At 51.3% G+C, this 24734-nt stretch carries 24 protein-coding genes and 1 pseudogene; 11 read left to right on the top strand and 14 right to left on the bottom strand.

The genetic code is table 11. The features are described from left to right. Nucleotides 1-153: 153 nt before the first annotated feature. The 3 genes from KNV97_RS03270 to KNV97_RS03260 all read left to right on the top strand — a co-directional run bounded on the left by KNV97_RS03270 (nucleotide 154) and on the right by KNV97_RS03260 (nucleotide 2822). On the top strand, nucleotides 154-1017 hold the full coding sequence (locus tag KNV97_RS03270; protein ID WP_136483854.1) for an NAD(P)-dependent oxidoreductase: 864 nt from the start codon (nucleotides 154-156) through the stop codon (nucleotides 1015-1017). 26 nt (nucleotides 1018-1043) lie between these two features. After that, nucleotides 1044-1829 (top strand): TSUP family transporter, encoded by a 786-nt coding sequence (locus tag KNV97_RS03265; protein WP_218562121.1) that lies wholly within the window; start codon nucleotides 1044-1046, stop codon nucleotides 1827-1829. Between the two features lie 165 nt (nucleotides 1830-1994). Continuing rightward, nucleotides 1995-2822, top strand: coding sequence for a Cof-type HAD-IIB family hydrolase (locus tag KNV97_RS03260; RefSeq protein WP_218561508.1), 828 nt, complete (start codon nucleotides 1995-1997; stop codon nucleotides 2820-2822). Nucleotides 2823-2960: 138 nt separating this feature from the next. Here KNV97_RS03260 and KNV97_RS03255 read toward each other — a convergent pair whose 3' ends face one another. The 3 genes from KNV97_RS03255 to KNV97_RS03250 all read right to left on the bottom strand — a co-directional run bounded on the left by KNV97_RS03255 (nucleotide 2961) and on the right by KNV97_RS03250 (nucleotide 4391). Further along, a complete protein-coding gene (locus KNV97_RS03255) occupies nucleotides 2961-3398 on the bottom strand; it encodes a ribosome recycling factor family protein (RefSeq protein WP_218561507.1) in 438 nt (145 codons plus the stop codon). 272 nt (nucleotides 3399-3670) lie between these two features. Further along, nucleotides 3671-3925: a prephenate dehydratase domain-containing protein gene (locus tag KNV97_RS21890; RefSeq protein WP_256611337.1), complete on the bottom strand. Its 255-nt coding sequence runs from the start codon at nucleotides 3923-3925 to the stop codon at nucleotides 3671-3673. After that, a complete protein-coding gene (locus KNV97_RS03250; protein ID WP_256611335.1) occupies nucleotides 3879-4391 on the bottom strand; it encodes a prephenate dehydratase domain-containing protein in 513 nt (170 codons plus the stop codon). The genes KNV97_RS21890 and KNV97_RS03250 overlap by 47 nt, the downstream gene beginning before the upstream one ends. A gap of 175 nt (nucleotides 4392-4566) precedes the next feature. Between KNV97_RS03250 and KNV97_RS03245 the strand changes: the two genes are divergently transcribed. Continuing rightward, complete coding sequence (locus KNV97_RS03245) at nucleotides 4567-5415, top strand: helix-turn-helix domain-containing protein (RefSeq protein ID WP_136483858.1); 849 nt, start codon at nucleotides 4567-4569, stop codon at nucleotides 5413-5415. An 86-nt stretch (nucleotides 5416-5501) separates the two neighbouring features. Here the strand turns inward: KNV97_RS03245 and KNV97_RS03240 are convergent, their stop codons facing one another. Next, on the bottom strand, nucleotides 5502-6611 hold the full coding sequence (locus KNV97_RS03240) for a succinylglutamate desuccinylase/aspartoacylase family protein (protein ID WP_218561506.1): 1110 nt from the start codon (nucleotides 6609-6611) through the stop codon (nucleotides 5502-5504). Nucleotides 6612-6745: 134 nt separating this feature from the next. Beyond that, the gene (locus KNV97_RS03235) at nucleotides 6746-7516 is read right to left on the bottom strand and encodes a transporter substrate-binding domain-containing protein (protein WP_168796971.1); all 771 of its coding nucleotides are present in this window, start codon (nucleotides 7514-7516) and stop codon (nucleotides 6746-6748) included. 269 nt (nucleotides 7517-7785) lie between these two features. Here KNV97_RS03235 and KNV97_RS03230 point away from each other — a divergent pair, with 269 nt between their 5' ends. Then, nucleotides 7786-8760 (top strand): GGDEF domain-containing protein, encoded by a 975-nt coding sequence (locus KNV97_RS03230; RefSeq protein WP_218561505.1) that lies wholly within the window; start codon nucleotides 7786-7788, stop codon nucleotides 8758-8760. 81 nt (nucleotides 8761-8841) lie between these two features. On the opposite strand, the gene hemB is transcribed toward KNV97_RS03230, so the two are convergent. Further along, nucleotides 8842-9828: a porphobilinogen synthase gene (gene hemB, locus KNV97_RS03225; protein ID WP_218561504.1), complete on the bottom strand. Its 987-nt coding sequence runs from the start codon at nucleotides 9826-9828 to the stop codon at nucleotides 8842-8844. Nucleotides 9829-10167: 339 nt separating this feature from the next. Here hemB and KNV97_RS03220 point away from each other — a divergent pair, with 339 nt between their 5' ends. From KNV97_RS03220 to KNV97_RS03210, 3 genes are read left to right on the top strand one after another with little or no spacing between them, the layout of a single operon-like run. Beyond that, nucleotides 10168-11202 carry a TRAP transporter substrate-binding protein gene (locus KNV97_RS03220; protein ID WP_218561503.1) on the top strand — a complete coding sequence of 345 codons (1035 nt, stop codon included), beginning with the start codon at nucleotides 10168-10170 and terminating at the stop codon, nucleotides 11200-11202. Nucleotides 11203-11210: 8 nt separating this feature from the next. Then, nucleotides 11211-11720, top strand: a complete 510-nt coding sequence (locus KNV97_RS03215; protein WP_136483864.1) for a TRAP transporter small permease subunit — start codon at nucleotides 11211-11213, stop codon at nucleotides 11718-11720. 1 nt (nucleotide 11721) lies between these two features. After that, nucleotides 11722-13020 (top strand): TRAP transporter large permease, encoded by a 1299-nt coding sequence (locus KNV97_RS03210; protein ID WP_136483865.1) that lies wholly within the window; start codon nucleotides 11722-11724, stop codon nucleotides 13018-13020. A 106-nt stretch (nucleotides 13021-13126) separates the two neighbouring features. Here KNV97_RS03210 and KNV97_RS03205 read toward each other — a convergent pair whose 3' ends face one another. The 7 genes and pseudogenes from KNV97_RS03205 to proV form a co-directional block, all read right to left on the bottom strand. Beyond that, nucleotides 13127-13342, bottom strand: a complete 216-nt coding sequence (locus KNV97_RS03205; RefSeq protein WP_136483866.1) for a hypothetical protein — start codon at nucleotides 13340-13342, stop codon at nucleotides 13127-13129. A gap of 210 nt (nucleotides 13343-13552) precedes the next feature. Next, nucleotides 13553-14902: a magnesium transporter gene (locus tag KNV97_RS03200; protein WP_136483867.1), complete on the bottom strand. Its 1350-nt coding sequence runs from the start codon at nucleotides 14900-14902 to the stop codon at nucleotides 13553-13555. Further along, the gene (locus KNV97_RS03195) at nucleotides 14899-15465 is read right to left on the bottom strand and encodes a mechanosensitive ion channel family protein (protein WP_136483868.1); all 567 of its coding nucleotides are present in this window, start codon (nucleotides 15463-15465) and stop codon (nucleotides 14899-14901) included. The genes KNV97_RS03200 and KNV97_RS03195 overlap by 4 nt, the downstream gene beginning before the upstream one ends. Nucleotides 15466-15613: 148 nt before the next feature. Further along, complete coding sequence (locus tag KNV97_RS03190) at nucleotides 15614-16105, bottom strand: MarR family winged helix-turn-helix transcriptional regulator (protein ID WP_136483869.1); 492 nt, start codon at nucleotides 16103-16105, stop codon at nucleotides 15614-15616. Nucleotides 16106-16419: 314 nt separating this feature from the next. Next, the gene (gene proX / locus KNV97_RS03185; protein ID WP_136483870.1) at nucleotides 16420-17424 is read right to left on the bottom strand and encodes a glycine betaine/L-proline ABC transporter substrate-binding protein ProX; all 1005 of its coding nucleotides are present in this window, start codon (nucleotides 17422-17424) and stop codon (nucleotides 16420-16422) included. Then, entirely contained in the window at nucleotides 17421-18512 is a 1092-nt protein-coding gene (gene proW / locus KNV97_RS03180; RefSeq protein WP_407701881.1) for a glycine betaine/L-proline ABC transporter permease ProW, read from the bottom strand. The genes proX and proW overlap by 4 nt, the downstream gene beginning before the upstream one ends. A 17-nt stretch (nucleotides 18513-18529) precedes the next feature. After that, nucleotides 18530-19716: pseudogene (proV, locus tag KNV97_RS03175) on the bottom strand (glycine betaine/L-proline ABC transporter ATP-binding protein ProV). A 320-nt stretch (nucleotides 19717-20036) separates the two neighbouring features. Here proV and KNV97_RS03170 point away from each other — a divergent pair. The 3 genes from KNV97_RS03170 to speB all read left to right on the top strand — a co-directional run bounded on the left by KNV97_RS03170 (nucleotide 20037) and on the right by speB (nucleotide 24053). After that, a complete protein-coding gene (locus tag KNV97_RS03170) occupies nucleotides 20037-20894 on the top strand; it encodes a TPR end-of-group domain-containing protein (RefSeq protein WP_136483872.1) in 858 nt (285 codons plus the stop codon). A 318-nt stretch (nucleotides 20895-21212) separates the two neighbouring features. After that, on the top strand, nucleotides 21213-23123 hold the full coding sequence (gene speA / locus KNV97_RS03165; protein WP_168796972.1) for an arginine decarboxylase: 1911 nt from the start codon (nucleotides 21213-21215) through the stop codon (nucleotides 23121-23123). Next, the gene (speB, locus tag KNV97_RS03160; protein WP_136483874.1) at nucleotides 23124-24053 is read left to right on the top strand and encodes an agmatinase; all 930 of its coding nucleotides are present in this window, start codon (nucleotides 23124-23126) and stop codon (nucleotides 24051-24053) included. An 89-nt stretch (nucleotides 24054-24142) separates the two neighbouring features. Here speB and KNV97_RS03155 read toward each other — a convergent pair whose 3' ends face one another. After that, the gene (locus KNV97_RS03155) at nucleotides 24143-24628 is read right to left on the bottom strand and encodes an Lrp/AsnC family transcriptional regulator (protein ID WP_218561501.1); all 486 of its coding nucleotides are present in this window, start codon (nucleotides 24626-24628) and stop codon (nucleotides 24143-24145) included. Between the last annotated feature and the right edge of the window lie 106 nt (nucleotides 24629-24734).

The following is a 24734-nucleotide window of genomic DNA, read 5'->3' as shown; positions in this document are numbered from 1 at the left end:
CTGAATTCATATTAGATTTGACAATCAGCTGGCCAGTTTAGGTCGGGATTGAGCGTTGGAAGGTACAGTGTCCTGGCTACTTAGTTTAATTTGCAATTGACATAGGTTGAGTGCCTGGTTATAGGGCAAAGTGGGATATCACAAGGAGCGGAGATGAAAAGAGCAGCATTTATCGGATTGGGCGTCATGGGAGCGCCGATGGCAGGGCATCTGGCTTTGCGTGGGTTCGAGACCTGTGTTTATAACCGTAATGAGCACAAGGCGATCAACTGGCTGGAGTGTTACCCGGGGCGGCATGCCGTAACGCCTTCTCTGGCAGCCCAGGGCGCGGATGTGGTGCTGGTGTGCGTCGGCAATGATGACGATGTGCGCAGTGTGGTGTACGGACCATCAGGAGTGTTAGGCGCAATGCGGCCTGGCTCGACTTTGATTGATCACACCACCACGTCGGCCGAACTGGCGCAGGAACTCGCCCGGGCCTGCAGCAAGCAGGGGGTACATTTTATTGATGCGCCGGTGTCCGGTGGTCAGGTCGGTGCAGAGCAGGGCGCTTTGACGGTGATGTGCGGCGGTGAGGAAGCCGTGTTTACAGCGATGAAGCCGGTGTTTGATTGTTATGCCCGCCAAGCCACTTTGCTGGGGGAGCATGGGCAGGGCCAGCGCTGCAAAATGGTCAATCAGATTTGCATCGCCGGTGTACTGAAAGGGCTGAGTGAGGCGCTGCTGGTGGCCGATGCTGCAGGGCTGGATATCGGCCAGGTCGTCGAGGTTCTCAAACAGGGGGCCGCCGGCTCGTGGCAACTGGAAAATCGCGCTTTAACCATGAGTCAGCAGCGCTTCGACTTTGGTTTTGCTATCGACTGGATGCGCAAAGACCTGGCGATTTGTCTGGCAGAGGCGGAGCGTCATCAGTTAACACTGCCGCTCACCGCCGAAGTGGATCGTCAGTATCAGATCTTACAGCAACAGGGATTAGGCCGGATGGATACCTCGGTATTGATCAAAGCCTGTCTGTAAAAAATAATATTAAGGATAAGAGCATGATGGATTGGCTGGGTAGTGATATTACGTTTTGGATGTTAGTGGCTCTGATGGCGGCAGCGTTTGCGGCTGGATTCATCGATAGTGTGGCCGGCGGCGGCGGACTGGTACTGGTGCCGGCCTTTATTTTAGCCGGTCTGCCCGCGCAGGTAGCGCTCGGACAGGAAAAGATAGTCAGTACTATTGGTACGCTGGCCGCGATCAGAAATTTTGTGCGCAATAAAAGAGTGGTCTGGATGGCGGTGGCGGCGGGGATCCCGGCCGGATTGCTGGGGGCGTACGCCGGCGCTCAGGCCATACTCTATTTTGAACCGGACACGGTCGGCAACATTATTCTGGCGCTGTTACCTGTCGGGATTGCATTGTCTTTTGTACCAAAAAAAGAGCGGGCCAATGAGGTCAGTGCACCCGTTAATAGAGCGGTCCTTTTGGTTGGTGTGCCGTTAACTGTGTTGGTGATTGGCTTTTATGACGGCTTTTTTGGCCCCGGTACCGGCAGTTTTTTGATCATCGCGCTGCACTATTTGCTTAAATTTGATCTTGTGGCAGCGTCGGCGACGTCCAAATTATTTAATTTTGCGTCTAATCTTGGGGCATTGATTGCTTTTATGCTGGCCGGTCATGTGCTGTATGCGCTGGCGTTGCCGCTGGTGGTGATGAATCTGCTTGGGAACCATGCAGGCAGTTCTTCCGCGCTCAAGTATGGCCCGAAGTTAATCCAGCGCACCATTTCGTTGTCGCTCAGCCTGTTGATGCTCTCATTAGGTTACAAATTCTTGTTGGCTTGAGCATCGCAGCCCCGGATGGCGTGTGAATGTCCGCGACGCGCGATGATTTCATTGCTTGTTCTCTTACAGTTTCACGCCAGACGTTGTACAGTACGGAGATAGTCTCCGCACTGTATGGCGGTGCGGTTGATGATTGATTGATAACAGAAACAAGAGCCCCACAACATGTCACAACCGAATATCAAATTTATTGCCACCGATATGGATGGCACTCTGCTGGATGAAAACGGCCAGCTTGATGCGGAGTTTTTTGCCCTGCACCAGCAACTGGCTGAGCGCGGAATTTTGTTCGCGGCTGCTTCCGGACGTCAGTATTACAGCCTGCTCGACACTTTTGCTGATATTCAGGATCAGATCATGTTTATTGCTGAAAATGGCACCCTGGTGATGTACAAGGGTGAAGAGTTACACAGCAGTACCATAAAGAAAGCCGATATTGAGCAGATCATTCAACAGGCGCGTCAGATTGAGGATGCACATGTTGTGTTATGCGGTAAGCGTTCGGCCTACATTGAGACGACAGAGCGTGAGGCTTTGCAGGAAATTGAAAAATATTATCACCGTTGTGAGTCGGTGACGGATTTACTGGCGGTCGATGATGATTTCATCAAAGTGGCTATCTGTCATTTTGGCGGCACCGAGCAGCACGTATACCCGGTAATCAATCAGGCGTTTGGCGCCAGCCATAAAGTGGTGGTGAGTGCGAAAATCTGGTTGGATGTGATGGATGCTTCGGCTTCAAAAGGCACCGCTATTACTCAACTGCAGCAGTCACTCGGCTTTAGCGAACAGCAAACCATGAGCTTTGGCGACTACTTTAACGACGTCGAAATGCTGGAGGCCAGTTATTACTCTTTTGCGGTTGAGAATGCCCATCAAGAGATCAAAGCTCTGGCCCGTTTCCGTGCCCCAAGTAACCGTGATAAAGGTGTGCTGCAGGTACTGAAAGCGCTGTTAAACGGTGAAGAGCGCCTGTTTGAACAACAGAGTTGAGGTTTGACCAGGCCTGCCAAGGTTTAATGAACACGCTATGTTGTTTGAGCATCGCCATGCTATTTAATCAGTTCTGACAGAAGGCGGGTACCGGTGAAGGTATCCGCTTTTTTACTTTTGTCTGCTTTCAACTGCGCGTTATTGTTGCCATTCGTGCGCTTCCCGTGCCGCACGCGCCTCAGCCAGAGTACAGCCTGTCTGCTGAACCAGCTCCGCCAGGGTAATACCCGGAGATGTCCGGATTAATTCAACCAGCCGGTTTGGCCTCGTCTGCCGCTGGTAAGCTTCGATACCGACAGTTAATTTCTGGGTGACAAACCGAATCGCTTCAGCGTCCGGGCTGGCATGGAGCTCGCGTAGCAGTGCCGCTAGCTGTTCTCCCTGACCGCTCAGTTGCCAGTGACGTGAACGGCGGACTCGTTTGAGCTCACACTGCTGCGCCAGCGCCAGTTGTTTAAGTACCTGGGTATGTAACCGGCCAATGCGATGAATCAACGATGGCAGGGCAATCGTCAGCACTTCGTTTGCCTTATCTGGCAGGGGATTATCTTGCAGTTTGGTGCGGGATTTGGGCATGGGCAGTCATGGGGCTGTGGTGGTAAAAGTGGCGACTCAAGGTACAAGTCAAAAACCATTTATAGACAAGTCACAATTCATAGACAAGTCACAATTCAGAACAAAGAATAACGTTACCAAGCCTGGGAGCAACAATCTATTGGCCAGGTGCTCAGTGAGAATGCTCTATGCATGGCAGTCCGGGCATAGAGCATTCAAAGGATTGTGGTTGATGCGGCGGATTATAGCTCTTGGCAGGCTATAGCTCTTAGTCGACTAAAGCTCTTGGTAGACTAAAGCTTCTGGCCCAGATCAATCGCGGCTTGCAGTTCCTGACGCGCCTGCTGCTGACTGATTGGCGAAACACGTTTTTCGACATCCATTAACAGAAATGACGTGGTATTATTTTTGTTGTCCTGCACGCCTTGCTCAACCACGACTAGGTTGGCGTACACTTTTTCCAGTACACAGGCCCCGATAGCGGCTGTACCATCCGGCATATCACCGTTCGAAACGCGCTGCGCGGCGACTGCAGTGCCTTCCGGCACGGACAGTTCTTTCACCCCCCAGACTCTGTTTCCAGCTCTTGATCTGTTTGAGCGCCGCCGGATGGGAGGCTATTAGCGTAATCGGGTGTTTGGACGCCACATCAGCACGGTTCATTAATACGCACATTTCAATCGGTGTGGTAATGAAGGCTTTGACGTCCACCAGTTTGTATTGCTGTAACGCTTCGACCGTCGCCTGAACCAGGTGTCCATCGATGGTTGAGTTTTCAACTGCGCTGAAAGCAAGAGAATTGTGCAGATCAGCCTGCATAAAAGTGTTGAGCGGTGTACCGGAAAAGTCGACATCCGCTTTTAAACTGGGTTGTTGCTTAAACAGTTTGCTGATCGCTGCATCGTTAAAGCTGCCTTTGGATGCCTGTACGTAGATATGATCACTGCTGGCAGCAAATGTTCCCGATGCGAATAATGCTGTTCCTGCCAACAGTATGGTAGCCAATCGTTTCACGACAATTTTCCTTATTATGGTGTTAAACCACTAGCTTATTATTTAATCCCGGTAACGAGAAGCCTCCGGCGAAGGTTTTTTTACAAAGCCCGATCTGGCTTCACATAAGCCTGTCGCTTCGCAGACGGATGTGTTAAAAAGTGCAGGATTTTGAATAAATATTTGGTTTGTTGGTATGGAATTGCAAAATATAGCAGTCAATCTTCGTCTTCTATGCAGTTATGTAGGTAATGTCACTGAGTGCAGTCGTAAAATCGGCATCAACCGGCAGCAGTTTTCCAAATACCTCAACGGCTACAGTCAGCCTTCGATGCAGAGTTTGCGTAAAATCTGCGATTACTTTGGTGTCGACAGTGATGAAATTTATCTTGAGCCGGAGTTATTCAAAAAGCTGTTATCAACCCAGCCGATCACTCACCAACCTCTGCGCCTGGTGGATGATTCGCCGCAGAGCCAGCGCTATAGCCGGCAATTACAAGGCATGATAGAACATTCCGCTCAGGGGCTGGAGCGTTATCTCGGCGATTATTATTACTACTATATGACCCCGTCTTATCCCGGACATATCAGCAAAAGTTTTGCCCGCCTGACAATGAAAAATGGCATTGGCTATTCGCATTTCTACGAACGGGTCGAATCCGGCCAGGCGATGCAGGAGCATTGTGATATCGGTAAATTTGTTGGTGTCCTGTTTCTGCTGGGCGAACGTCTGCAGATCGTGGATTACAGCGTGCATTGTCAGCGTGCGGTTTCCCAGACGATTCTGTATGGCGCAACCCGCGGCAATGTCCATCTGCTCTCTGGATTGACCATGGGGATTCAGGGGCGCAACTCACGTATTCCGTTCACTTCGCGGGTCGTTTTTGAAAAGTTAAGCAGTGAGCAGCCACTGAAACAAAAATTGCGCGGAGTCAGCCTGGAGCGGATCGATGATAACAACCTATCACCTGCGGTTTTATCGCGCTTGACCGCCTGTGGCAGTCTCGATGACCCGCATATTTTTACAGCGGCAGAAAACTATTGAAGGGATTGGGCAAGCTGTTGCCTCAGAGCTCTCGATAAAAGTTTTATGATCAAAAGGTTCTGTTTACAGCAGCTTGCTTTAACCGGTTAAGGTGCCAGCAGATAGCCGCTGCGGATCACTTTCTCTCCGGCCACATTACCAACCAGCATACCGGCCGTTGCCATGCGACGATTGGTGCGAGAGTAGACTCTTCCTGCCTGGCTGACCCGGATTGGTTCGACTTTATCGCTGACCGGGTCAATCACTTCGGCAAACAGGTCGCCGGCCTGCAGCCAGTCACCTGGCTGTGCATGCAGTACCAATAATCCACCCATCGGTGTCTTCAGAGTCTCAACAGCAGCTAAATCGCTGCTTGGCGCCGTACCCTCCGGCATCATGGTATCGCCGCTGATGATATCCAGGATGTGCAGGTACTGGATGATAGCATTGGCGTCTTTTTCGGCGTATGTGTCATTCACATCAGCCTGGCCGCGCAGCTCAATGGTAGCGCCGAGACAGCCCTGAGGGATCCGTTCGCCGAATTCAGCCTGCAGACGCTGCCAGATCATATCCACGCTGCAGTCAAACGGGCTGCCACCGGTCTCATTCGCCAGCATATTGACTTGTGAATCCAGAGCCCGCGCCAGCGGTTCGATACCCGGCCACGAATAATAGGTACTGTAGGTGTGCAGCATTGCTTCAAAATCACAATGCAGATCGAGCATCACATCCGCATCATGGCTCAGCAGTTGCAGCGCCTGATGATGTGACTGATATTCGGTTGTGACGGTCTGAGCAAGCAGCGCTGTTCTCATCGCGGCGCGAATCAGCTGCTTGTTATGCTGGGTATCGTCACTGAGCTGGTCTGCGATTGCCGCGCGCACGTCACTGTAGGTATCGTAATAATTGCGATTAAAGTTAGCACCATTTTCCAGCTCATAACGGCCAAGGTGAATATCCATGATGTGCTGGTTTTGCCCAATCGGGTTGGCAACCGGCACTAATACCACTTCTCCCAACAGCAAACCATGCTGTTCGAGCTCGAGTAATTGCTGTTTCAGTTTCCAACTGACCAGCATGCCGGGTAATTCGTCAGCGTGCAGAGAGGACTGAATATAGACTTTCTTGCCGGCATCTTGTGGCCCGAAATGAAAGCTGTCTATGCAGCGCTGAGTGCCGGGAACCGGAGCGATTAAAGGGGTCTGAATATGTTTCATAGTGAGCCTGTAGGGTAAAGCCAATGACACAAGGTCACGCGGTCAATAAAACAAAGACAGCCGTGGCTGCCTTTTCATTATGAAATCGACACTCATGTTATCGACGGTCATTTGATGAGTATCGGTAAAATGGGTTAGCGATGATAAAGCTGCAGGTCACCAAAGTATTGGCGCTGGATACGGTCATAAGTACCATTGGCATGGATTTTTTCCAGACCTTCGTTGAGCTGCTGAGTCAGCTTGCGGTCGTTTTTACGCACTGCAATCGCGGTATCGGCCGGCAGCAGTTCGTCTTCAATCTGCAAGTTGGTAAAGCTCGCCTTGTTGCCACGATCAATAAAGTTAAACTGAGCCTGGATCATATCCTGAAAAGAGGCATCGATACGGCCGCTGAGCAGATCGGCATAGACCTGGTCCTGATCCTGGTAGGTCTTGACCTGGATACCATGCTGCTCAAAACGCTGTCGTACAAACTCTTCCTGCATTGAGCCCATCTGAACGCCGACCACCTTGCCCTGTAGCGATTGTGGATTGGCGGCCAGTCCTTCTTCACTGCGGCTTAGCATCGAAGAGTAGCCACTCCACACGACGTTGGTGAAATTCACCTGGCGGCTACGCTGCTCGGTAACCCCTAAAGAAGAGAACACGGCATCAATTTTACGTGCTTTCAGGCTGACGATCAGGCCATCAAAATTCGAAGGTACCCATTGGCATGTTCTGTTGATTTCAGCACAAATTGCGTTACCAAGATCAATTTCGAAACCGGTCAGAGAGCCGTCCGGATTGGTGGACTCAAACGGAGGAAAGGTGGCATCGACGCCGATACGCAGCGGCGGACCACCAGCTTGTGTGGTGGCCGCAAACAGGGTCGAGCAAAGCAGAATAAGGGAACTGATGTGTCTCATGATTTCTTCCGTGATGAAAAAGGCATTAAAAAGTGTCTGATCACTGTATCGGTCACGGTGTGGGAAGTCTACGTCAGGCGGACTGCCGTGCGCTGCATAACGATGCTTAGGAGCATCAACTCGCATCACCTGAGTATAAGCCTTGCCATGGCAAGCGATATTTCCCCCGCGCGATGAATTGTCTCTATCCGGGATGTGGTTGACACGGAATTTGTGGCAGACTAGAGGTTATTCATTGGTTATCAGTTACACGGTGCTAAGTGACGGCAATGCCAGACAGTCAAGATCGCATTCAACAGCTTGAGCTTCGGGTCGAAGAGCTTACCCGGCAGAATGAACGTTTACAGGAAAAACTCAACGCGGCGTTGGATGGTACCGGGCTCTGTTTGTGGGAGCAGCAAGTTCCAACCGGTCAGCTGCGTATTTTCAATATGGAGTGGGGCCAGATGCTCGGCTTTCAGCCCAATGAGCTGGAAGCGAACATTGAGACCTGGAAAAGCAAACTGCATCCGGATGATTATGACCTGGCGGTCGGAGCGTTTGAGGACCATCTCTACGGACGCACGGATACCTACCAGGTGGTGCACCGTATGCTGCACAAAGACGGCAGCCACAGCTGGGTTTCCGATCGCGGCCGGATTGTCGAGTATGCGGAGGATGGTTCGCCGCTGCGAATCATGGGCACTCACATTGATATCACCAATGAAAAACGCTACGAACTGGAACTGTCGCGCTTGGCCAGTCAGGATCCGTTGACCGGGCTATTGAACCGCAATGCACTGCAGGATGAGTTTGAACAGCGGTGCGGACCGGCTCAATCCGGACCATGGTCACTGGTGTTTATCGACCTGGATAATTTTAAGGCCGTTAATGATCATCTTGGTCATAAAGCGGGGGATAGTGTGCTGATGGTGGTGTCACAATGGCTGACCCGCTGCGCGCCTGAACATTCTGTGGTGGCGCGTCTCGGCGGCGATGAGTTTGTGCTGCTGTGTCCGGCGCAGGATGAGGCTGCGCTTAATCAGTGTACCGATCAACTGCTGACGCTGGTCAGTCAGCCGATTCGTCTGGAAAACGGTGCGGCGCAAATTGGTTTTAGTATCGGTATTTGCGAGTTTAGTGCCGGACAGTACAGCTTTGAGCAACTGTATGAGCTGGCTGATCGTGCCATGTATGCAGTGAAAAAATCCGGTAAGAACGGAGTGCAGCGTATTGACGCTACCGAGAAAGGCTATCGCCCGTAACGATGAATAATTAACCGTTAACCATTAACCAGTGCGGGCGATAGAGTGCTGAGGATAAAGAGACTTACCTTAGCCTGTGCATCAGTGCTGTAACCATTGTGCCAGTTCTTTAGCGTAGTACGTCACAATCACGCTGGCACCCGCACGCTTAAAACCGACCATGGTCTCCAGTACGGCGCGCTGCTCTTCAATCAAACCAGCCTGCGCGGCATTTTTCAGCATCGCGTACTCGCCGCTGACCTGATACACTGCCAGCGGCAGACGAGTGTTATCGCTCAGTGATTTCAGCACGTCCAGATAGGGTGTACCTGGTTTGACCATCAGGATATCGGCACCTTCGTCTTCATCCAGCGCTGCCTCGAGCAGAGCCTGACGACCATTGTGCGGGTCGGCCTGATAGGTATTGCGATCGCCTTCCAGTTCACAATCTACCGCGGAGCGGAACGGGCCGTAAAACGCCGAGGCAAATTTAATCGCGTGTGCCATGATACTGACATTCGGATAACCGGCAGCGTCCAGGCCCTGGCGAATGGCGCTCACCTGGCCGTCCATCATCGCGGAAGGTGCCAGCATATCGGCGCCGGCTTTCGCCGCGGCAACAGACTGTTTGACCAGGTTCGTCACGGTCAGATCGTTATCGACATAGCCGTCGTGCACGACGCCGCAATGGCCGTGCGTGGTGTATTCACAAAAACAGATGTCCGGGATCACAATCATATCCGGACGGGCTTCCTTAATCGTGCGAATCATCCGGGTCAGCAGGCCATTGTTATGCCAGGTATCTGAGCCGTATTCATCTTTGTGTTTCGAGATGCCAAAGGGCATCACATAACGAATACCCAGTTGATATAACTCGTTCACTTCACGTGCGATATCAGATTCCGGAATACGATTGACGCCCGGCAGTGAAGGAATGGCAACTGGAGCTTCGATGCTCTCTTCAATAAAAATTGGCTGAATAAAATCACTGACCGAAAGCTGAGTTTCCTGCACCATCTGGCGGATATGAGTGTGAGCTCTTAAACGACGCGGGCGCTTTACGGGCGCAACAAGAGATGGGTTTTCCATTCGGGACACCTTACTGATAATTCTGTGCTTGCCGGTATGGCTGGGCCGATGTCCGTATTCAGCGCCTGGGGAATGGGTCTTCATGACGCCTGAGTCTCGGCAAGCAGCTTAGATTGAGCGCTGTATCGCCATGATGGCGCGTTCAGAAATGAATTGGTAGCTTTATATCAAAATCAAATAAGTGGTTGGTTATTATCAGAACAGTTAATTAATTACCGCTTAAATTGATATAGCAAGTATGTCGTGAACCGTTGTGCTGGCGTCGTGCCGGGAATACCGGGGCTATGACTTCCTACTTAGAGTGAAAGTTGAGGATTCATTTTGAGAAGGAAATCAACAATGTTGCTTAAAAGAAACACCAGATTACTGAAAAAAAACACCACATTCATGAAAAAGCTGGCCTCAGTGGCCATGCTGTCCGCGTTATCAATATCCATGGCATCTGTGGCTAATGCTCAGGTTAAACTCGATTTTTCCAACGAATACAATACGCAGTCGATTCACGCTCAGGGCGATATGTACTTCATTGAGCAGGTCAAGGAACTGACTAAAGGTGAAGTCAACATTACCCTGCATACTGGCGGCTCGCTGGGCTTTAAGTCGGTCGATCACTTTTATGCCGTTGCGGATGGCGCGGTACCGCTGGCCGATACTCTGGCAGGCAGTATGGCGGGGATTGACCCGATTTTCCTGCTGTCTTCATTGCCGTTTGTGGTTAAGAGCGAGGATGACGCAGAAAAGCTGTATCACATTGCCAAGCCATACTATGAGCAAGTGTTTGCCGATAATAATGAAATTCTGTTGTACGCCTCACCATGGCCGGCCAGTGGTATCTGGTCCAAGCATGCAGTCAACAGTGAACGTACTTTAAAAGGCCTGAAAATCCGCACTTACGACAAGAATGGTACGCTGACGTTTAAAACCGCTGGTGCAGCACCGGTTAATCTGTCTTGGGGCGATGTGGTACCGCAATTGTCGACTGGCGGGATCGAAGCGGTACTGACTTCGGCTGATGCAGGCGCGAGTGGCCGCTTCTGGGAAAATCTCAACTCTTACAGTGCGATTCAGTATGCGATTCCACTCAATATGGTGCACATGAATCGTGATGAATTTGATGCTCTGAGCGATGAGCAGCAGGAGGCGATCATGCAGGCGGCGCGTAACACCGACCAACATAACTGGCAAACAGTCCGTACTCGCGTCCAGAACAATTATGCTGAATTACGTGCCAACAATGTCACTATTCTTGAAGATCTGCCGGCTGATTTTATTTTGCAACTGCAGCAGGCGGCTCAACCGGCCTTGAAAGATTGGCTGGAAGAGACAGGTGAGCGCGGCAAAACCATCATGGACAAGTTTGCGCAGAGCAAATAGGGACGCCGATGAAGACACTAATCCGTTTATCTCATGCGCTGAACCGACTGTGCGGAGGAATGGCCATTGCGCTGATTCTGTACATGTTCGTGCATATTATTGTTGAGATCGGCTTGCGCTTTTTTGGTATGTCGACTTTTGTTCTGGACGAGTTTGTCGGCTATGCCGTTGCGGCTTCGACTTTCTTTGCTTTGGGTTACAGCCTGGAGCGGGATGGTCTGATCCGGGTCAATGTGGTACTGGACCGAATTGCTGAATCGAAGCGCTGGATACTGGATTTGTTCGCCTCGCTTCTGGCCAGCGCGTTCTTTCTCTGGGTCGGCTATTATTGGTGGCTAACCGTAGCGCGTAGTTTTGTGCGCGGTACTACCAGTCAGTCGCTGGCAGAAACACCGTTGTGGATCCCGCAGGGAATGGTGCTGATCGGGATGGGCATGTTGTGCCTGACTCTGATCGTGCGGATTGCCGCCCTGATCTGTTATCAGCAGGCTCCGAAACCTGCTGCGCAAGGAGCCTGATATGGACATGTTATTTATTGCGCTCGGTGTGCTGGCGCTGCTGTTTGTGGTGCTCGGCAGCGGTATCTGGGTATTCGCCGGTCTGGCGGTCGTGTCATTTGGATCCTTGGTGTTGTTTGGCGATATGTCACCACAGCGGGTCGGCAGTATCCTGAGCCGGATTCTCTTTCGTGCCGGTAACTCCTGGGAATTAGCGGCGATCCCGCTGTTTATTCTGATGGGTGAACTGATTTTCCGCTCGGATATTTCCGATCGTCTGTTTAAAGGCCTGGAGCCCTGGACCCGCTTGATCCCGGGAGGCATTTTGCATACCAATGTGTTTGGTTGTGCCATGTTTGCCGCGGTCAGTGGTTCCAGCTCGGCGACAACAGCCACGATTGGTAAAATCACCACCACCGAGCTGCAAAAGCGTGGCTACGATCGCCAGCTGTCGATCGGCTCTCTGGCCGGTGCCGGTAGCCTGGGATTACTGATCCCGCCTTCGATTGTAATGATCGTGTACGGTATTCAGGCCGAAGTCTCGATCAGTAAGCTGTTTATGGCGGGTATTCTGCCCGGCATTCTGATTGCCATGCTCTATTCCGGTTATCTGATGCTGCGCACCTGGATGTCACCAGAACTAGTGCCGCAGGATCAGAGTAGTGATATTACGAAGCTGCAGAGTGTAGGTTACCTGGCACCGGTACTGCTGCTGATCTTCGTGGTACTGGGGGCGATCTATACTGGGATTGCAACGCCATCGGAGGCTGCTGCGGTCGGCGTACTGGCGACCTTGATTTTGCTGGTCTTCGAGCGCCAGCTCAATGTCGCGATGCTGAAAGAGGCGCTGATTTCGACCGTGCAAAGCTCGACCATGGTGTGCAGTATCATGGTGAGCGCCGCGCTGCTTTCTACTGCGATGGGCTATCTGCATCTGCCGTCTGAACTGGCCAAATGGATTGCCTCCATCGATCTGACACCGGTTTTGCTGCTGTGCGCATTGGCGCTGTTCTACATCATTCTGGGCCTGTTTCTGGACGGGATCTCGATTACGGTGATGAGCCTGCCAATTACGCTGCCAATCATTGAACAGGCCGGTTTTGATCCGCTCTGGTTCGGGGTCTTTCTGGTTATCATGGTCGAGCTGGGCCAGATCACGCCGCCGGTGGGCTTTAACCTGTTTGTATTGCAAGGTTTGACCGGAGAGAAGATCGGCCGTATCGCACGGGCTTCTCTGCCGTTCTTTGTGCTGATGTGTCTGGCGGCGGCTATTCTGTGTGCCGTCCCGCAACTGGCGCTCTGGCTGCCTAGTCTGGCCTGATGCAGGAGCGTTGACGGTTCCGTCCCCGTAACTCAAAGCGATAACCGGCTCCGTCAGGAGCCGGTTTTTTATCTCATTGACATGACGTTAGGTGTTCTGCCCCCTGTCAATGCACGGTGACATTCAGTTGCTCAGCCAGTTTGCTTATATCCAGCGTAATCAACCACAAGATAGGTTTATGTGTTGGGTACCGCAGCGCCGGCAGGCTGAAAATAGCCTCATGATGGTAACGTGGAAATGATTGTGCTGCAGGCCATATGCTCGGTGCCGGGCCTGAGGCTGGTTCAGTGATGTGCAACTGCACGGTTGGATAAGAGTTCATACACACCTCCTTAAAAAGAGGGTGCAGACGTACCCTCAAGTTAACAAACTGCGTGGGCGAAAGCAGCGTTGCCGCTGGCCACTTACCCATATATGTAAGGTCGTTGTTGCTGACTTCAAGAGGCCGGTGTGGATTTAATTTACTCTTGCAGTAACCAAAATGCCCTGCAGCTGCAGGGCATTTGACAACATGCGCTAATAAAAGAGGTCGTTACAGCATCACCAGGCTGGCGGTGCCAAGGAAAGCGAAGAAACCCACCACATCCGTGACTGTGGTCAGAATCACCGATCCTGCCAATGCCGGATCGAGCTTCAGTCTATCCAGAATAATAGGGATCAGCACACCAAACAGTGCCGCGGTAATGATATTGACCACGATCGCCAGCGAAATGGTGTAGCCAATCATAGGTGACTGAAACCAGAGCCCGGCGACACCGCCGATGATCAGTGCCCACACTACGCCGTTAATGGCGCCGATGCCCAGTTCGTTTTTCATCAGTGCAATGCGGTTACCTGTCGTGACCTGATTGAGTGCCATGGCTCGTACCATCAGAGTCAGGGTCTGACTGCCGGCGATACCGCCCATTGATGCGACAATCGGCATTAACACTGCCAGGGCTACGACCTGGGAAATGACATCTTCAAACAGGCCAATTGTGACCGAGGCCAGAATAGCGGTCAGCAGGTTGATACCGAGCCAGACACCACGGCGTTTGGAACTGCGCACGACCGGAGCAAACAGGTCATCGCCTTCATCCATACCGGTACCCGCCATCAGGCGCGCTTCGTACAATTCACGTTGCGTACTGAGGGCAAACTGCCAGTCAACCGCACCCACCAGAGTATCATCGTCACTGACCACCGGCACCATGGGCAGGTCAGCATGCTCCAGCGCTTCGACGGCATCGGACAGGGATTGACGAGCGTTGATCAGGACCAGTTCATCCTTTTTCAGCTCTTTGATCGGTGTGCTGCGCTCGGCTTGCAGAATATCACTGTAGGCCACCACTCCACGGAATTTACGCGCTTTGGTAATCAGATAAATGTATTGCGGTGATTCCAGATGGTATTTATCGATCAGGGCCAGAGCTCGGGTTACGCTGATCCCAAACGGCAGGGTAAACAGCTTTCTGTCTGCCCAGTGGCCGATTTCGTCATCTTCAAATTCATTGGCCTGATCATACAACTCAAGCTCGTCACGGCTGATAAGACGCAGTGCTTCCGAGACGATCTCATCCGGCAGAGAGTCTTCCCATTCGATCAGTGATAAGTTGTCCAGATTGGCCAGAGTCAGTTTCAGCTCGGCTTCGGACAGGGCTTTGATAACAGAAACCCGCACGTCGGCACGCATTTCGGTCAGCACATCGATGTGCATCTCCATCGGCAGGCTACGCCATAAACGTACCCGGTCATCGACCGGAAACGCTTCCAGAATCAGTGCCAGTGAGCCTTCATCCAGTCCGTTTTCGACCATTTCCCCAAGCAGAGCCACTTGATGCTGATCGTCGTCAGCCTGGGCCAGGGTTTGAATTTGTTGTGACAGATCCTGGTACTCGCTCAACGTTTCACTCCATTCGGTAATTGCTTTTTGTCTGCTTTCTTGAGCGCTTTTTCCGGTGCTTTGCTCAGCACAATCACGGGGCGAACAATAAACAGATTATTCGGGTAAAGGATGCGGTTGCCATCAACGGTATCGAGTACGACATTGAGGAAGGTCATATCGACAATTCGGCCCTCAACATGGTTAGCGCCATCGACCACGCGGACCCACAGGCCAATCCGGCAATGATTTTGAATAAACAGCGCCAGGAACGAGGTGACATTGCTCAGCAGCGACCAACTGGCGAACAGGCCGACGCCCAATAAGGCAAACAGAGACGAGCCCACCACCAGCAAGCCGCGTAGCTCAATCCCCCACATCATCATTAAGGTCAGTAGCAGGGTGATCAGCATGGCTGCTTTGATCAGCCAGCGCGCGCGCTTGATGCGATGAACGTCATGACGATCGCTCACGGTGCTTTCAAACAGGCGCAGCAGCACCTTGGCAATTTTAGGGTAAATGAGCAGAGCAACAATGGTGATCCACCATTGGTAATAGTCTTGTAATAAAGCGATGTAATCCATAGTGGCAACGCACACAGAAGTTTGCTTCAAAATAACTGAATTACAGGGAATTACAAATTGAATTATCCCCTTAACCGGGGATGTGCTGTTTTATTGGCCGAAGTACAAATAAAACGGCGTCATGACGGTGCGCAAGATTAGTTGAGCCTTACGGAAGTTTGAGCGGCTCTGCATCTTCATTCTCTATGGTGAGTAATAAAGCGTCGGGAGTGATTTCCGGCGCATTCATCATCCGTGCTAAACGCTGCAGCGAAGAAAGAATCAGGGTCTGCTCCCATTTGTCCAAGGCACGAAACTGGTGCACAAAGTCATCCTGCAGCATTTGCGGCGCGGCTGAAAGAATCTTCTCTCCTTCTGACGTGAGATGGGCGTGCACCTTACGTTTATCGGTGGTATCGCGTTCCCGTTTCACCAGTTCACGTTTTTCCAGTCGATCCAGAATGCTGGTGGCTGTTGCCTGACTCATGTTGGTCGCGCCAGACAACTGACGTATGGTCATGCTCGGTTCGGCTTTGATTGCTCTCATCAACAGCAGTTGCGGGCTGGTCAGTCCAAAGTCTTTGTTGAGTTTTTTGGAGTGCAGATCAATAGCGCGTATGATTTGTCGTATCGCGACTAATACTTCCTCGTGGATATCCAAGTTATCCTCCATCAAGTCTTATTGGCGTTCTCCGTCCTATCGCTCTGAAGAGAAAACTGCCTGACTTGTCGTTATCATTATAATAGTTGGGTACTGAATTGTTATTTGGCACGCAATATCGGCGTGGTGCGAAATATATGTTTGGGGCTGAAATGCCCGCTTATCACTGAGTTACCTGAGTTATCTGAATTAACTGAATTAACTGAATAGTGATAAGCGTCTGATGTTCATGACCGGGCAGGCTAATCTCCCCTGACGTTAGTGAGCTCGATTAGCCCGCCGGTGCCTATCACTTCACCTTTGCCTGGTGGTGATTACATCGCGGCCTGTTTAGCGCTTTCAATCCATGAATTGAACAGTTTCTGGTGCGCTTTAATCCAGCCATCGGCATGCGCTTCAATATCCTGCTCGGAATTATGACCCTGACTCATCATCATGTTTTCAGCACTGACATCATTGATGTTGAGTTTCATCACTTCGAACAGTTTCGCTGCGGCCGGGTTGTTGTCAGCAAACTGCTTGTTGGCGACGATTTTCATCGAGTTCATCTGGAAGCCGTAATTTTTGCCATTCGGCAGTGTGGTATCTACGTCGCTGCGATCGCCAGGCAGAGCAGAGAAGGGCACTTCCAGCCACACAACATCTTTACCCGGAACCAGCACACCACTTACCCAATACGGAGTCCAGGTGTAGTAGAAGATTGAATCGCCTTTTTTATAGCGCGAGATGGTATCGGCTATGATTGCGGCATAGTTACCCTGATTGTGAGTGACAGTGTCACGCAGGCCAAAAGCATCCATCTGATGTTCTATTACACCTTCACAGCCCCAGCCCGGAGTACAACCGGTTAAATCCGCTTTGCCATCATCGTTGGCGTCAAACAGCTTGGCGATTTTCGGATCTTTGAGCTGTTCAATATTGGTGATGTGGTACTTGTCTGCGGTTTTTTTATCAATCAGATACCCTTGTGCAGCGCCAGAAATATACTCGCCTTTACGATAAAATTTAGCGTCACCGCCGGCTGCCTGATATTTGTCTTTGTGCAGCGGCGCCCAGTTAACCGCCAGATAGGTGGCATCGCCTTCGCTGATCGAGGTGTAACCGACGTTGTAATCCACTTCTTTGGTTGGTAATACGGTGTAACCTAGTGCTTCCATCGCTTTATTAACGATCAGCGTCTGGAACGTTTCTTCAGCCACTGTCGACTGAACCGGTTGCACTGTAATACCCTCACCAGGCAACTTGGCAAAGGCCGGGGCTGCGAGTGTTGTACCGGCCACAAATCCTGTGGTGAGTATTGTCTTCCATGCTAACTTCATTTCTGTTCTCCTAGCGTGTTTTTACCTTCTGTGTGAATCAGTTTCTGTTTCAGGTGGTATACCAGTGAGGCCGGGCCTTTCTGGTACCAATGGGTTTTCTTGTCACGGCTGTTTGCGCCTATGGACTGAGTAATCCGGTCGAGAAGAATCGCCAGAATGACGATACCCAGACCACCGACTGCGGCTAAGCCCATGTCGAGACGGCCAATACCACGCAGCACCATCTGACCTAAACCGCCGACCGCAATCATGGATGCGATCACGACCATGGACAGCGACAGCATCAGCGTCTGGTTGACGCCGGCCATAATGGTTGGCATCGCCAGCGGTAACTGAATGCGATACAACATCTGTTTCGGACTGGCGCCAAAGGCGTGACCGGCTTCAATCAGCTCCTCAGGTACCTGCTGGATACCCAAGATAGTCAGACGCACGATAGGCGGCAGGGCGAAGATAATCGTCACCACCACGCCCGGCACGTTACCGATACCAAACAGCATTACAATCGGCACCAGATAGACGAAGGCGGGCGTGGTCTGCATCGCGTCCAGCACCGGCCGGATAATTTTGCCTGCGGTCTCACTGCGTGCCAGCCAGATACCCAGCGGCAGCCCGATCAGCAGGCAGAAGAACACTGAGGTCATCACCAGTGCCAGTGTGACCATGGCTTCATCCCAGGCGCCGATCAGGCCGACGACCAGTAATGAGCAGAACGTCGCGATGCCCATTCTTGAACCAGCCAGTTGCCAGGTGATCAGAAACAGAATCAGCAGCATGACCGGAGCAGGGGTGGATACCAATGCGGTTTGAAATGAGGTCAGTATTAAGTCTATCGGGATGCGAATCGCCTGAAATACGGGGCGTCCGTGGGTCACGAGCCAGTCAAGAGTGGTTTCAACCCAGCTGTCAAAGGGCAGAATCGCGTCTTTGAATGGATGTAGCCAGTCAAAAGGCGTGGCATCAGGAGTGGCGGTATTAAGCCAGTCTGCCCCTGAAGATGTGGCATTGCCAGCCCAGGGATCGCTGTTTGATGACGCAGCCTGATTCGCGGCGCCCCAGGGATCGGCGGCTTGTGCAGCCGAAGTTATCGTTTCCGTCGTCATGATTATTCCCTATCTAAAGTTTGCAGTAAGCGGCTTTTGGTGATCACACCATAGTAGTGACCTTGGGCATCGACGACTGGCACTGAGTAAGGCACTTCGGCGACCTGGCCTATCAGATCGCCCACAGAGACGTTCGGGTCAATAGTGATGGTGTCATCTAGCAGGGCACTGCTGAGAGAGCGTTGCTCGCGTTTGGCGGCTTTGAGAGAATCGAGGGAAACGATCCCGGTGTACTTATTGCTGCGATCGACCACGATGCCGTATTCGCGATCGTTGTCCATCAGCAGTTGCATTGCCGCCGCAGGACCATCGTTATCGTGTTTTTGAACATCGCAGCCGGCTTTTTGCGCGCGATATCTTTGGCACAGAAGACGCTGGCGACATTGACGCCGCGGAAGAAAGAACTGACATAATCATTAGCCGGATGATGCAGGATTTCATCGGGTGTTCCGACCTGGACCACAACCCCGTCTTGCATGATGGCGATGCGGTCACCGATGCGCATCGCTTCATCCAGGTCATGAGAAATAAAGACAATGGTACGTTTATCGTCATTCTGCAGTCGAATCAGTTCGTCCTGCATTTCGGTTCGGATTAACGGGTCGAGAGCAGAAAAAGCTTCGTCCATCAGCAGGATGTCCGGGTCATTGGTCAGTGCACGTGCCAGCCCGACCCGTTGCTTCATCCCGCCTGACAATTCATCGGGGTATGAATCGCAATAAGCCTCCAAGCCTACTCGTTGCAGAGCGGCTTTGGCGGCAGTGTGGCGTTGCTGCTCGGCAACACCAGCCAGCTCCAGACCGAAGGCGGCATTTTCAATCACTGTCATATGCGGCATTAGCGCAAAGTTCTGGAACACCATGGAAATGTTTTGACGCCGAACTTTTCTCAGTTCGTTATCCGAGATCTGGGCAATGTCTTTACCCTTGAGCAATACACTGCCACGGGTGGGTTCAATCAGGCGGTTCAGCAAGCGGACCAGGGTCGATTTACCGGAACCGGACAACCCCATAATGACAAAAATCTCACCCTCATTGATCGAGAGAGACACGTCCTTAACCCCCACAGTAAGGCCGGTTTGCTCGAAAATCTCATCTTTGTTGAGCCCCTTATCGATCAGGGCGAATGCCTCTTGCGGTGTCTCTCCAAACACCTTATAGAGGTTGTTAACTTCTAGCATGGTTGACATCATTTACATCCTTTGTTGTCGTCAAAAATTAGCGACGATAAATTGTAAATATGTATAGTACACTAAACATTAACTTCGCAGTTATCAAGTTGTTAAAGAGAGAAAGATGTTGCGATCTTTACTTATTTCTATGATTTATAAGAAAAATTAAATTTTCAAAAAACTTACAGTTAATTTGAGTTAGAATGTTTTGTATTAGTAGAATAATCGGGTAACACACCGACAAAATACAGCATTCAATCTGCTTTCCACTGACAGGAAATGCATCATTTAAGGAGCGCTACGTGCATAAAATTTGGCTAATAATCAGCTGTTTGGCTATGTTGTTCACTTTCGGAGTCTCAGCCGAAGAGGCCGAAGAAGCCGCGCAGGACACAGCACAACAACAGGCGCCGGCTTACTCAGAATCAGCATTACTGGATCGGCCACTGATGGAACGTTACATTCTTGATGAATTGAAATCTTTGCGTCAGGACCAGCAGGATCTCGAGCGCAGGGTGATCACCCAAATTACCGATCGTGAGTTGACGGTGGCGGATAAATCGATGAACTACGCCAATGTTACCGTGACTTATTTCTTCTATATCATCGCCGGAGTTGCATCGCTGGTGGCGTTAGTCGGCTGGCAGTCGTTACGGGAAGTGAAACATAACACCCGTGAAATGGCGGATAAGCGTCTCAACAAAATTGCCATGGAATATGAGAAGAAGTTCGTGGCACTGGAGCGGGATTTGAAGCGTAAAACCCGGATGCTGTCGGAGAATAACCGTGAAATCGAAATTATTAACGAGATACACAACCTGTGGCTGCGAGCGCAGAACGCGCAGACCGCTGACCAGCGCATCGAAGTGTACGATGAAATTCTTAAAATCCGCCCTGGTGATTTGGAAGCATTAACCTACAAAGCCGATGCTGCGATGGAGATTAAAGAGTACCACTGGGCAATGAGCCTGTGTAACCGAGTGCTCGAACTGGATGAAAATAATGGTCCGGCCCTGTACCAGCGTGCCTGTGCTTATGCGCGTTTGGGGGCAGAAGAACAAGCGATGGAAGACATGACCCGCGCGCTGGAAACTACCCCTTCGCTGCGCGAACTGATCGCTGATGAAGCAGATTTTGAGTCCCTGTATGGCAATAAAAAGTTTGATGCGTTAGTCAAAGCAACTCAAGCGGATTAAATATATACAAGCAATTGAATAATAGTCACAATTACTTTATGCATTAACTTAGCGCGCTCCCGGAGCGCGCTTTTCTTTTCCACTCTCATCTGACAAGGCTTCATCTTGATCTATTCTTTGATAGGGCACCGGGCAAATTTGTTGATTACTCATTAATTTGCAAAGTTATGCGCTATAACCAAAGCTTGTCCTGACGACAAATTATTATCATTAGACACCTAGGGTGTTTTGCCTGATAAAGCGCGTGACATTTAGGGTGTCGGGTGTGGCTTTATCGCAAAGCCACAGACAAATTCTCTTGATATTGTGAGACTTGATGTGGAGCAACAATCCAAATTAGACAGCGTTCGAGCTGATTACAACGTTCATTACTGGAGCCAGGGTTTTTTTGGCATTGACGATCATGGCGAAGTGTATGTTTCGCCCCGTAAAGACGGAGCTCACCCCACTCAGTTGAGTTCTATTGTAAAGCAACTCGAAGCGCGTAATTTGAATTTGCCGGTATTGGTGCGTTTTCCGCAAATCCTGCATCAGCGTGTGCACAACATTTGTGATGCGTTTAACCAGGCGATTGAAGAGTACGATTACCCGAACAAATACCTGTTGGTTTACCCGATTAAAGTGAACCAGCAAAAAGAAGTGGTGGATGAAATCCTCGCCAGCCAGGCAGAGCTGGAAACCAAGCAGCTCGGTCTGGAAGCAGGCAGTAAGCCCGAGCTTCTAGCGGTGTTGGCCATGGCACAGCAAGCCAGCTCTGTGATTGTATGTAACGGTTACAAAGACCGTGAGTACATGCGTTTGGCTCTGATCGGTGAAAAACTGGGCCACAAAGTGTTCATCGTGCTGGAGAAACTGTCTGAGCTGGATCTGGTTCTGAAAGAGGCCAAAAGTCTGGGTGTGAAACCACGCCTGGGCCTGCGTATTCGTCTTGCGTCTCAGGGAGCGGGTAAGTGGCAGTCGAGCGGTGGCGACAAATCTAAGTTTGGTCTGGCGGCGGCTCAGGTGCTGAGTGTGATTGACCGCCTGAAACAGGAACAGCAGTTAGACGCGCTACAGTTAGTACATTTCCACCTCGGTTCGCAGATGGCGAATATTCGCGACGTGCGCAACGGTGTGAATGAATCGGCGCGTTTCTACTGCGAGCTGCGTGAGCTGGGTGCACAGATCCAGTACTTTGATGTGGGGGGCGGTTTGGCGGTGGATTATGACGGCACCCGCAGCCAGTCATCGAACTCGATGAACTACGGTTTGCTGGAATACGCCCGCAACATCGTTAACACAGTCGGTGATGTGTGTACTTTGTACAACCAGCCGATGCCAACCATTATCTCGGAATCCGGTCGTTCGGTAACGGCGCATCACGCTGTGCTGATTACTAACGTGATTGGTGCTGAGTCGTACCAGCCGGAAGCGATTGAAGCGCCGGAAGAGGACGCCCCGATCCTGCTGCAGAACATGTGGCGCAGTTGGGAAAACCTGAGCGAAGGCAGTGATGCCCGTGCTCTGATTGAGTTGTTTAACGACACGCAAAGTGACTTGTCCGAAGCGCACAGCCTGTTTGCAACCGGTGTGATCAATTTGCAGCACCGGGCTTGGGTGGAGCAGCTGTCACTGCGTATTTATCATGAACTGCGCCAGAAAATGAGCACCAAAAACCGTTTCCACCGTCCAATCCTGGATGAACTGCAGAACCGGTTGGCGGATAAGTTCTTCGTCAACTTTTCGTTGTTCCAGTCGCTGCCGGATGCCTGGGGTATCGATCAGGTGTTTCCGGTCCTGCCTTTGTCAGGACTGGAAAACATGGCCGACCGTCGCGCGGTGATGCTGGACATTACCTGTGACTCGGACGGCGCTGTGGAACAGTACGTGGAAGGCCAGGGGATTGAAACGACTCTGCCGGTACCCGCCTGGAACCAAGATCAGCCATATCTGATGGGCTTTTTCCTGGTGGGGGCTTACCAGGAAATCCTGGGCGACATGCACAACCTGTTTGGTGATACCCACAGTGTGGTGGTCAACATTACCGATCAGGGTGAGTCAGACATTACCTTCGTCAATGAAGGTGATACGGTCGAAGACATGATGCGTTACGTACATATTGATGTGGATGCGATTCGCACCAATTATCGTCAGCTGGTAAGCCAGCGAGTGGCGGCGCAGGAACAAGCGACTGTTTTGGCCGAACTGGAACAGGGCCTGAACGGTTATACTTATCTAGAGGATTTTTAAATGAATGATTTGTTTACTAAAACTGATTATTCACTCTACTCCAACGCGATGACGTTCGTGCGTCGTCCGTACCAGCGTGATCCGCTGGAAACAGACGCCGATATCGTCGTGCTGGGTGTACCGTTGGATATGGCAACGTCCGGCCGTCCCGGTGCGCGTATGGGACCGGATGCCATTCGTCGCGCTTCGGTTAACCTGGCGTGGGAAGGCAAGAAATTCCCGTGGGATTTCAATCTGTTCAAGCGCATTAACGTAGTTGATGCCGGTGATTTGGTGTTTGATTGCGGTGACGCAGAGGATTTTACCTATCGTCTGGAAGCAGCCACCAATGAGATCCTGAAGAGCGGTAAAACCATGCTGGCTCTGGGCGGGGATCATTTTATTACCCTGCCGATTCTGCGTGCGTATGCCAAGCATCACGGCGAGATGGCGCTGATTCACTTCGACGCTCATACCGACACTTATGCCAATGGCAGCGCCTATGACCACGGCACCATGTTCTACCATGCGCCGAAGGAGGGATTGATTTCTCCGCGTCATTCAGTGCAGATCGGTATTCGTACAGAGTATAAGCAGGAAGGTCATGGCTTCAACGTGATCAATGCAATGCAGGCTAACGACATGGCGGTGGATGAAATTGTCGGTCAGATTAAACACATTATCGGTGATAAGCCGGTTTATCTGACGTTTGACATTGACTGCCTGGATCCGGCGTTCGCACCGGGTACTGGTACGCCGGTGTGCGGCGGCCTGAGTTCAGACAAAATTCTGAAAATCATCCGGGCGCTGAAAGGCATTAATCTGGTGGGTATGGATGTGGTTGAAGTATCTCCGCCATACGATCAGAGTGACTTGACGTCACTGGCCGGCGCAACCATCGCACTGGAACTGCTTTACGTGTGGGCATCCAATAAGTCCGACGACGAATAGTTGCAAAGAGCCAATCAAAACCGAGGTCTGTCCTCGGTTTTTTTACGCCCCCGTTTCGGTGGCCGTGTTGCCTCTGCAATGCGCTCAACTTAAGCGGTGATATCTTCGTCGCAGACCGGTACGTAGAGGCTTTTTTTCGGTGTATCCAGCACTACATTGGTGGTGACTCGTTTGATCTGCGGATAAAGTTGCATCAGTTGTTCGATAAAGGCGTCATAAGCCCGGGTATCCGGCGCGGTGATCACCAGCATCAGGTCGACATGGCCGGTGACGTAGAACACTTGCTGCACGGTATTCTGTCCTTCTGCCCAGCGTTTGAAGCGGCTCAGTACTGCGTAGTTATCACGGTCAATCTCAACCCCGGCCAGAAACGTCATCTTATGGCTGGTCACTGCCGGATCGACAATCGCCACTTCAGCCCGGATTACCCCCTCTTCACGCAGTTTTTTAATCCGGCGCTGCACCGCTGAGGCGGACAGTCCAACCTGCTCAGCTATCACATCTGCCGCCAGGCGACAATTACGCTGCATCAGTTCGAGAATCTTCTGATCAAACGTATCCAGTGGGGAACTCATAGTCATCCTTGTGCGGTCTGGCCGCATCATTGACCGCAAAAATGCGGCGATTGTGCATCTTGGCGGCTAGGATAGCCGATTTTTGTGCGCCAATCGAATTGACAAT

The organism is Vibrio ostreae (genome assembly GCF_019226825.1).
Taxonomy (GTDB): Bacteria; Pseudomonadota; Gammaproteobacteria; order Enterobacterales; family Vibrionaceae; genus Vibrio; species Vibrio ostreae.
This window is presented reverse-complemented; position numbering and strand designations above follow the sequence as displayed.

Bases quoted from the DNA above. Each gene is read 5' to 3' on its own strand.
- KNV97_RS03270 (WP_136483854.1), top strand. From the start codon at position 154: ATGAAAAGAGCAGCATTTATCGGATTGGGCGTCATGGGAGCGCCGATG.
- KNV97_RS03265 (WP_218562121.1), top strand. From the start codon at position 1,044: ATGGATTGGCTGGGTAGTGATATTACGTTTTGGATGTTAGTGGCTCTG.
- KNV97_RS03260 (WP_218561508.1), top strand. From the start codon at position 1,995: ATGTCACAACCGAATATCAAATTTATTGCCACCGATATGGATGGCACT.
- KNV97_RS03255 (WP_218561507.1), bottom strand. From the start codon at position 3,398: ATGCCCAAATCCCGCACCAAACTGCAAGATAATCCCCTGCCAGATAAG.
- KNV97_RS03245 (WP_136483858.1), top strand. From the start codon at position 4,567: ATGGAATTGCAAAATATAGCAGTCAATCTTCGTCTTCTATGCAGTTAT.
- KNV97_RS03240 (WP_218561506.1), bottom strand. From the start codon at position 6,611: ATGAAACATATTCAGACCCCTTTAATCGCTCCGGTTCCCGGCACTCAG.
- KNV97_RS03235 (WP_168796971.1), bottom strand. From the start codon at position 7,516: ATGAGACACATCAGTTCCCTTATTCTGCTTTGCTCGACCCTGTTTGCG.
- KNV97_RS03230 (WP_218561505.1), top strand. From the start codon at position 7,786: ATGCCAGACAGTCAAGATCGCATTCAACAGCTTGAGCTTCGGGTCGAA.
- hemB (WP_218561504.1), bottom strand. From the start codon at position 9,828: ATGGAAAACCCATCTCTTGTTGCGCCCGTAAAGCGCCCGCGTCGTTTA.
- KNV97_RS03220 (WP_218561503.1), top strand. From the start codon at position 10,168: ATGTTGCTTAAAAGAAACACCAGATTACTGAAAAAAAACACCACATTC.
- KNV97_RS03215 (WP_136483864.1), top strand. From the start codon at position 11,211: ATGAAGACACTAATCCGTTTATCTCATGCGCTGAACCGACTGTGCGGA.
- KNV97_RS03210 (WP_136483865.1), top strand. From the start codon at position 11,722: ATGGACATGTTATTTATTGCGCTCGGTGTGCTGGCGCTGCTGTTTGTG.
- KNV97_RS03205 (WP_136483866.1), bottom strand. From the start codon at position 13,342: ATGAACTCTTATCCAACCGTGCAGTTGCACATCACTGAACCAGCCTCA.
- KNV97_RS03195 (WP_136483868.1), bottom strand. From the start codon at position 15,465: ATGGATTACATCGCTTTATTACAAGACTATTACCAATGGTGGATCACC.
- proX (WP_136483870.1), bottom strand. From the start codon at position 17,424: ATGAAGTTAGCATGGAAGACAATACTCACCACAGGATTTGTGGCCGGT.
- KNV97_RS03170 (WP_136483872.1), top strand. From the start codon at position 20,037: ATGTTGTTCACTTTCGGAGTCTCAGCCGAAGAGGCCGAAGAAGCCGCG.
- speB (WP_136483874.1), top strand. From the start codon at position 23,124: ATGAATGATTTGTTTACTAAAACTGATTATTCACTCTACTCCAACGCG.
- KNV97_RS03155 (WP_218561501.1), bottom strand. From the start codon at position 24,628: ATGAGTTCCCCACTGGATACGTTTGATCAGAAGATTCTCGAACTGATG.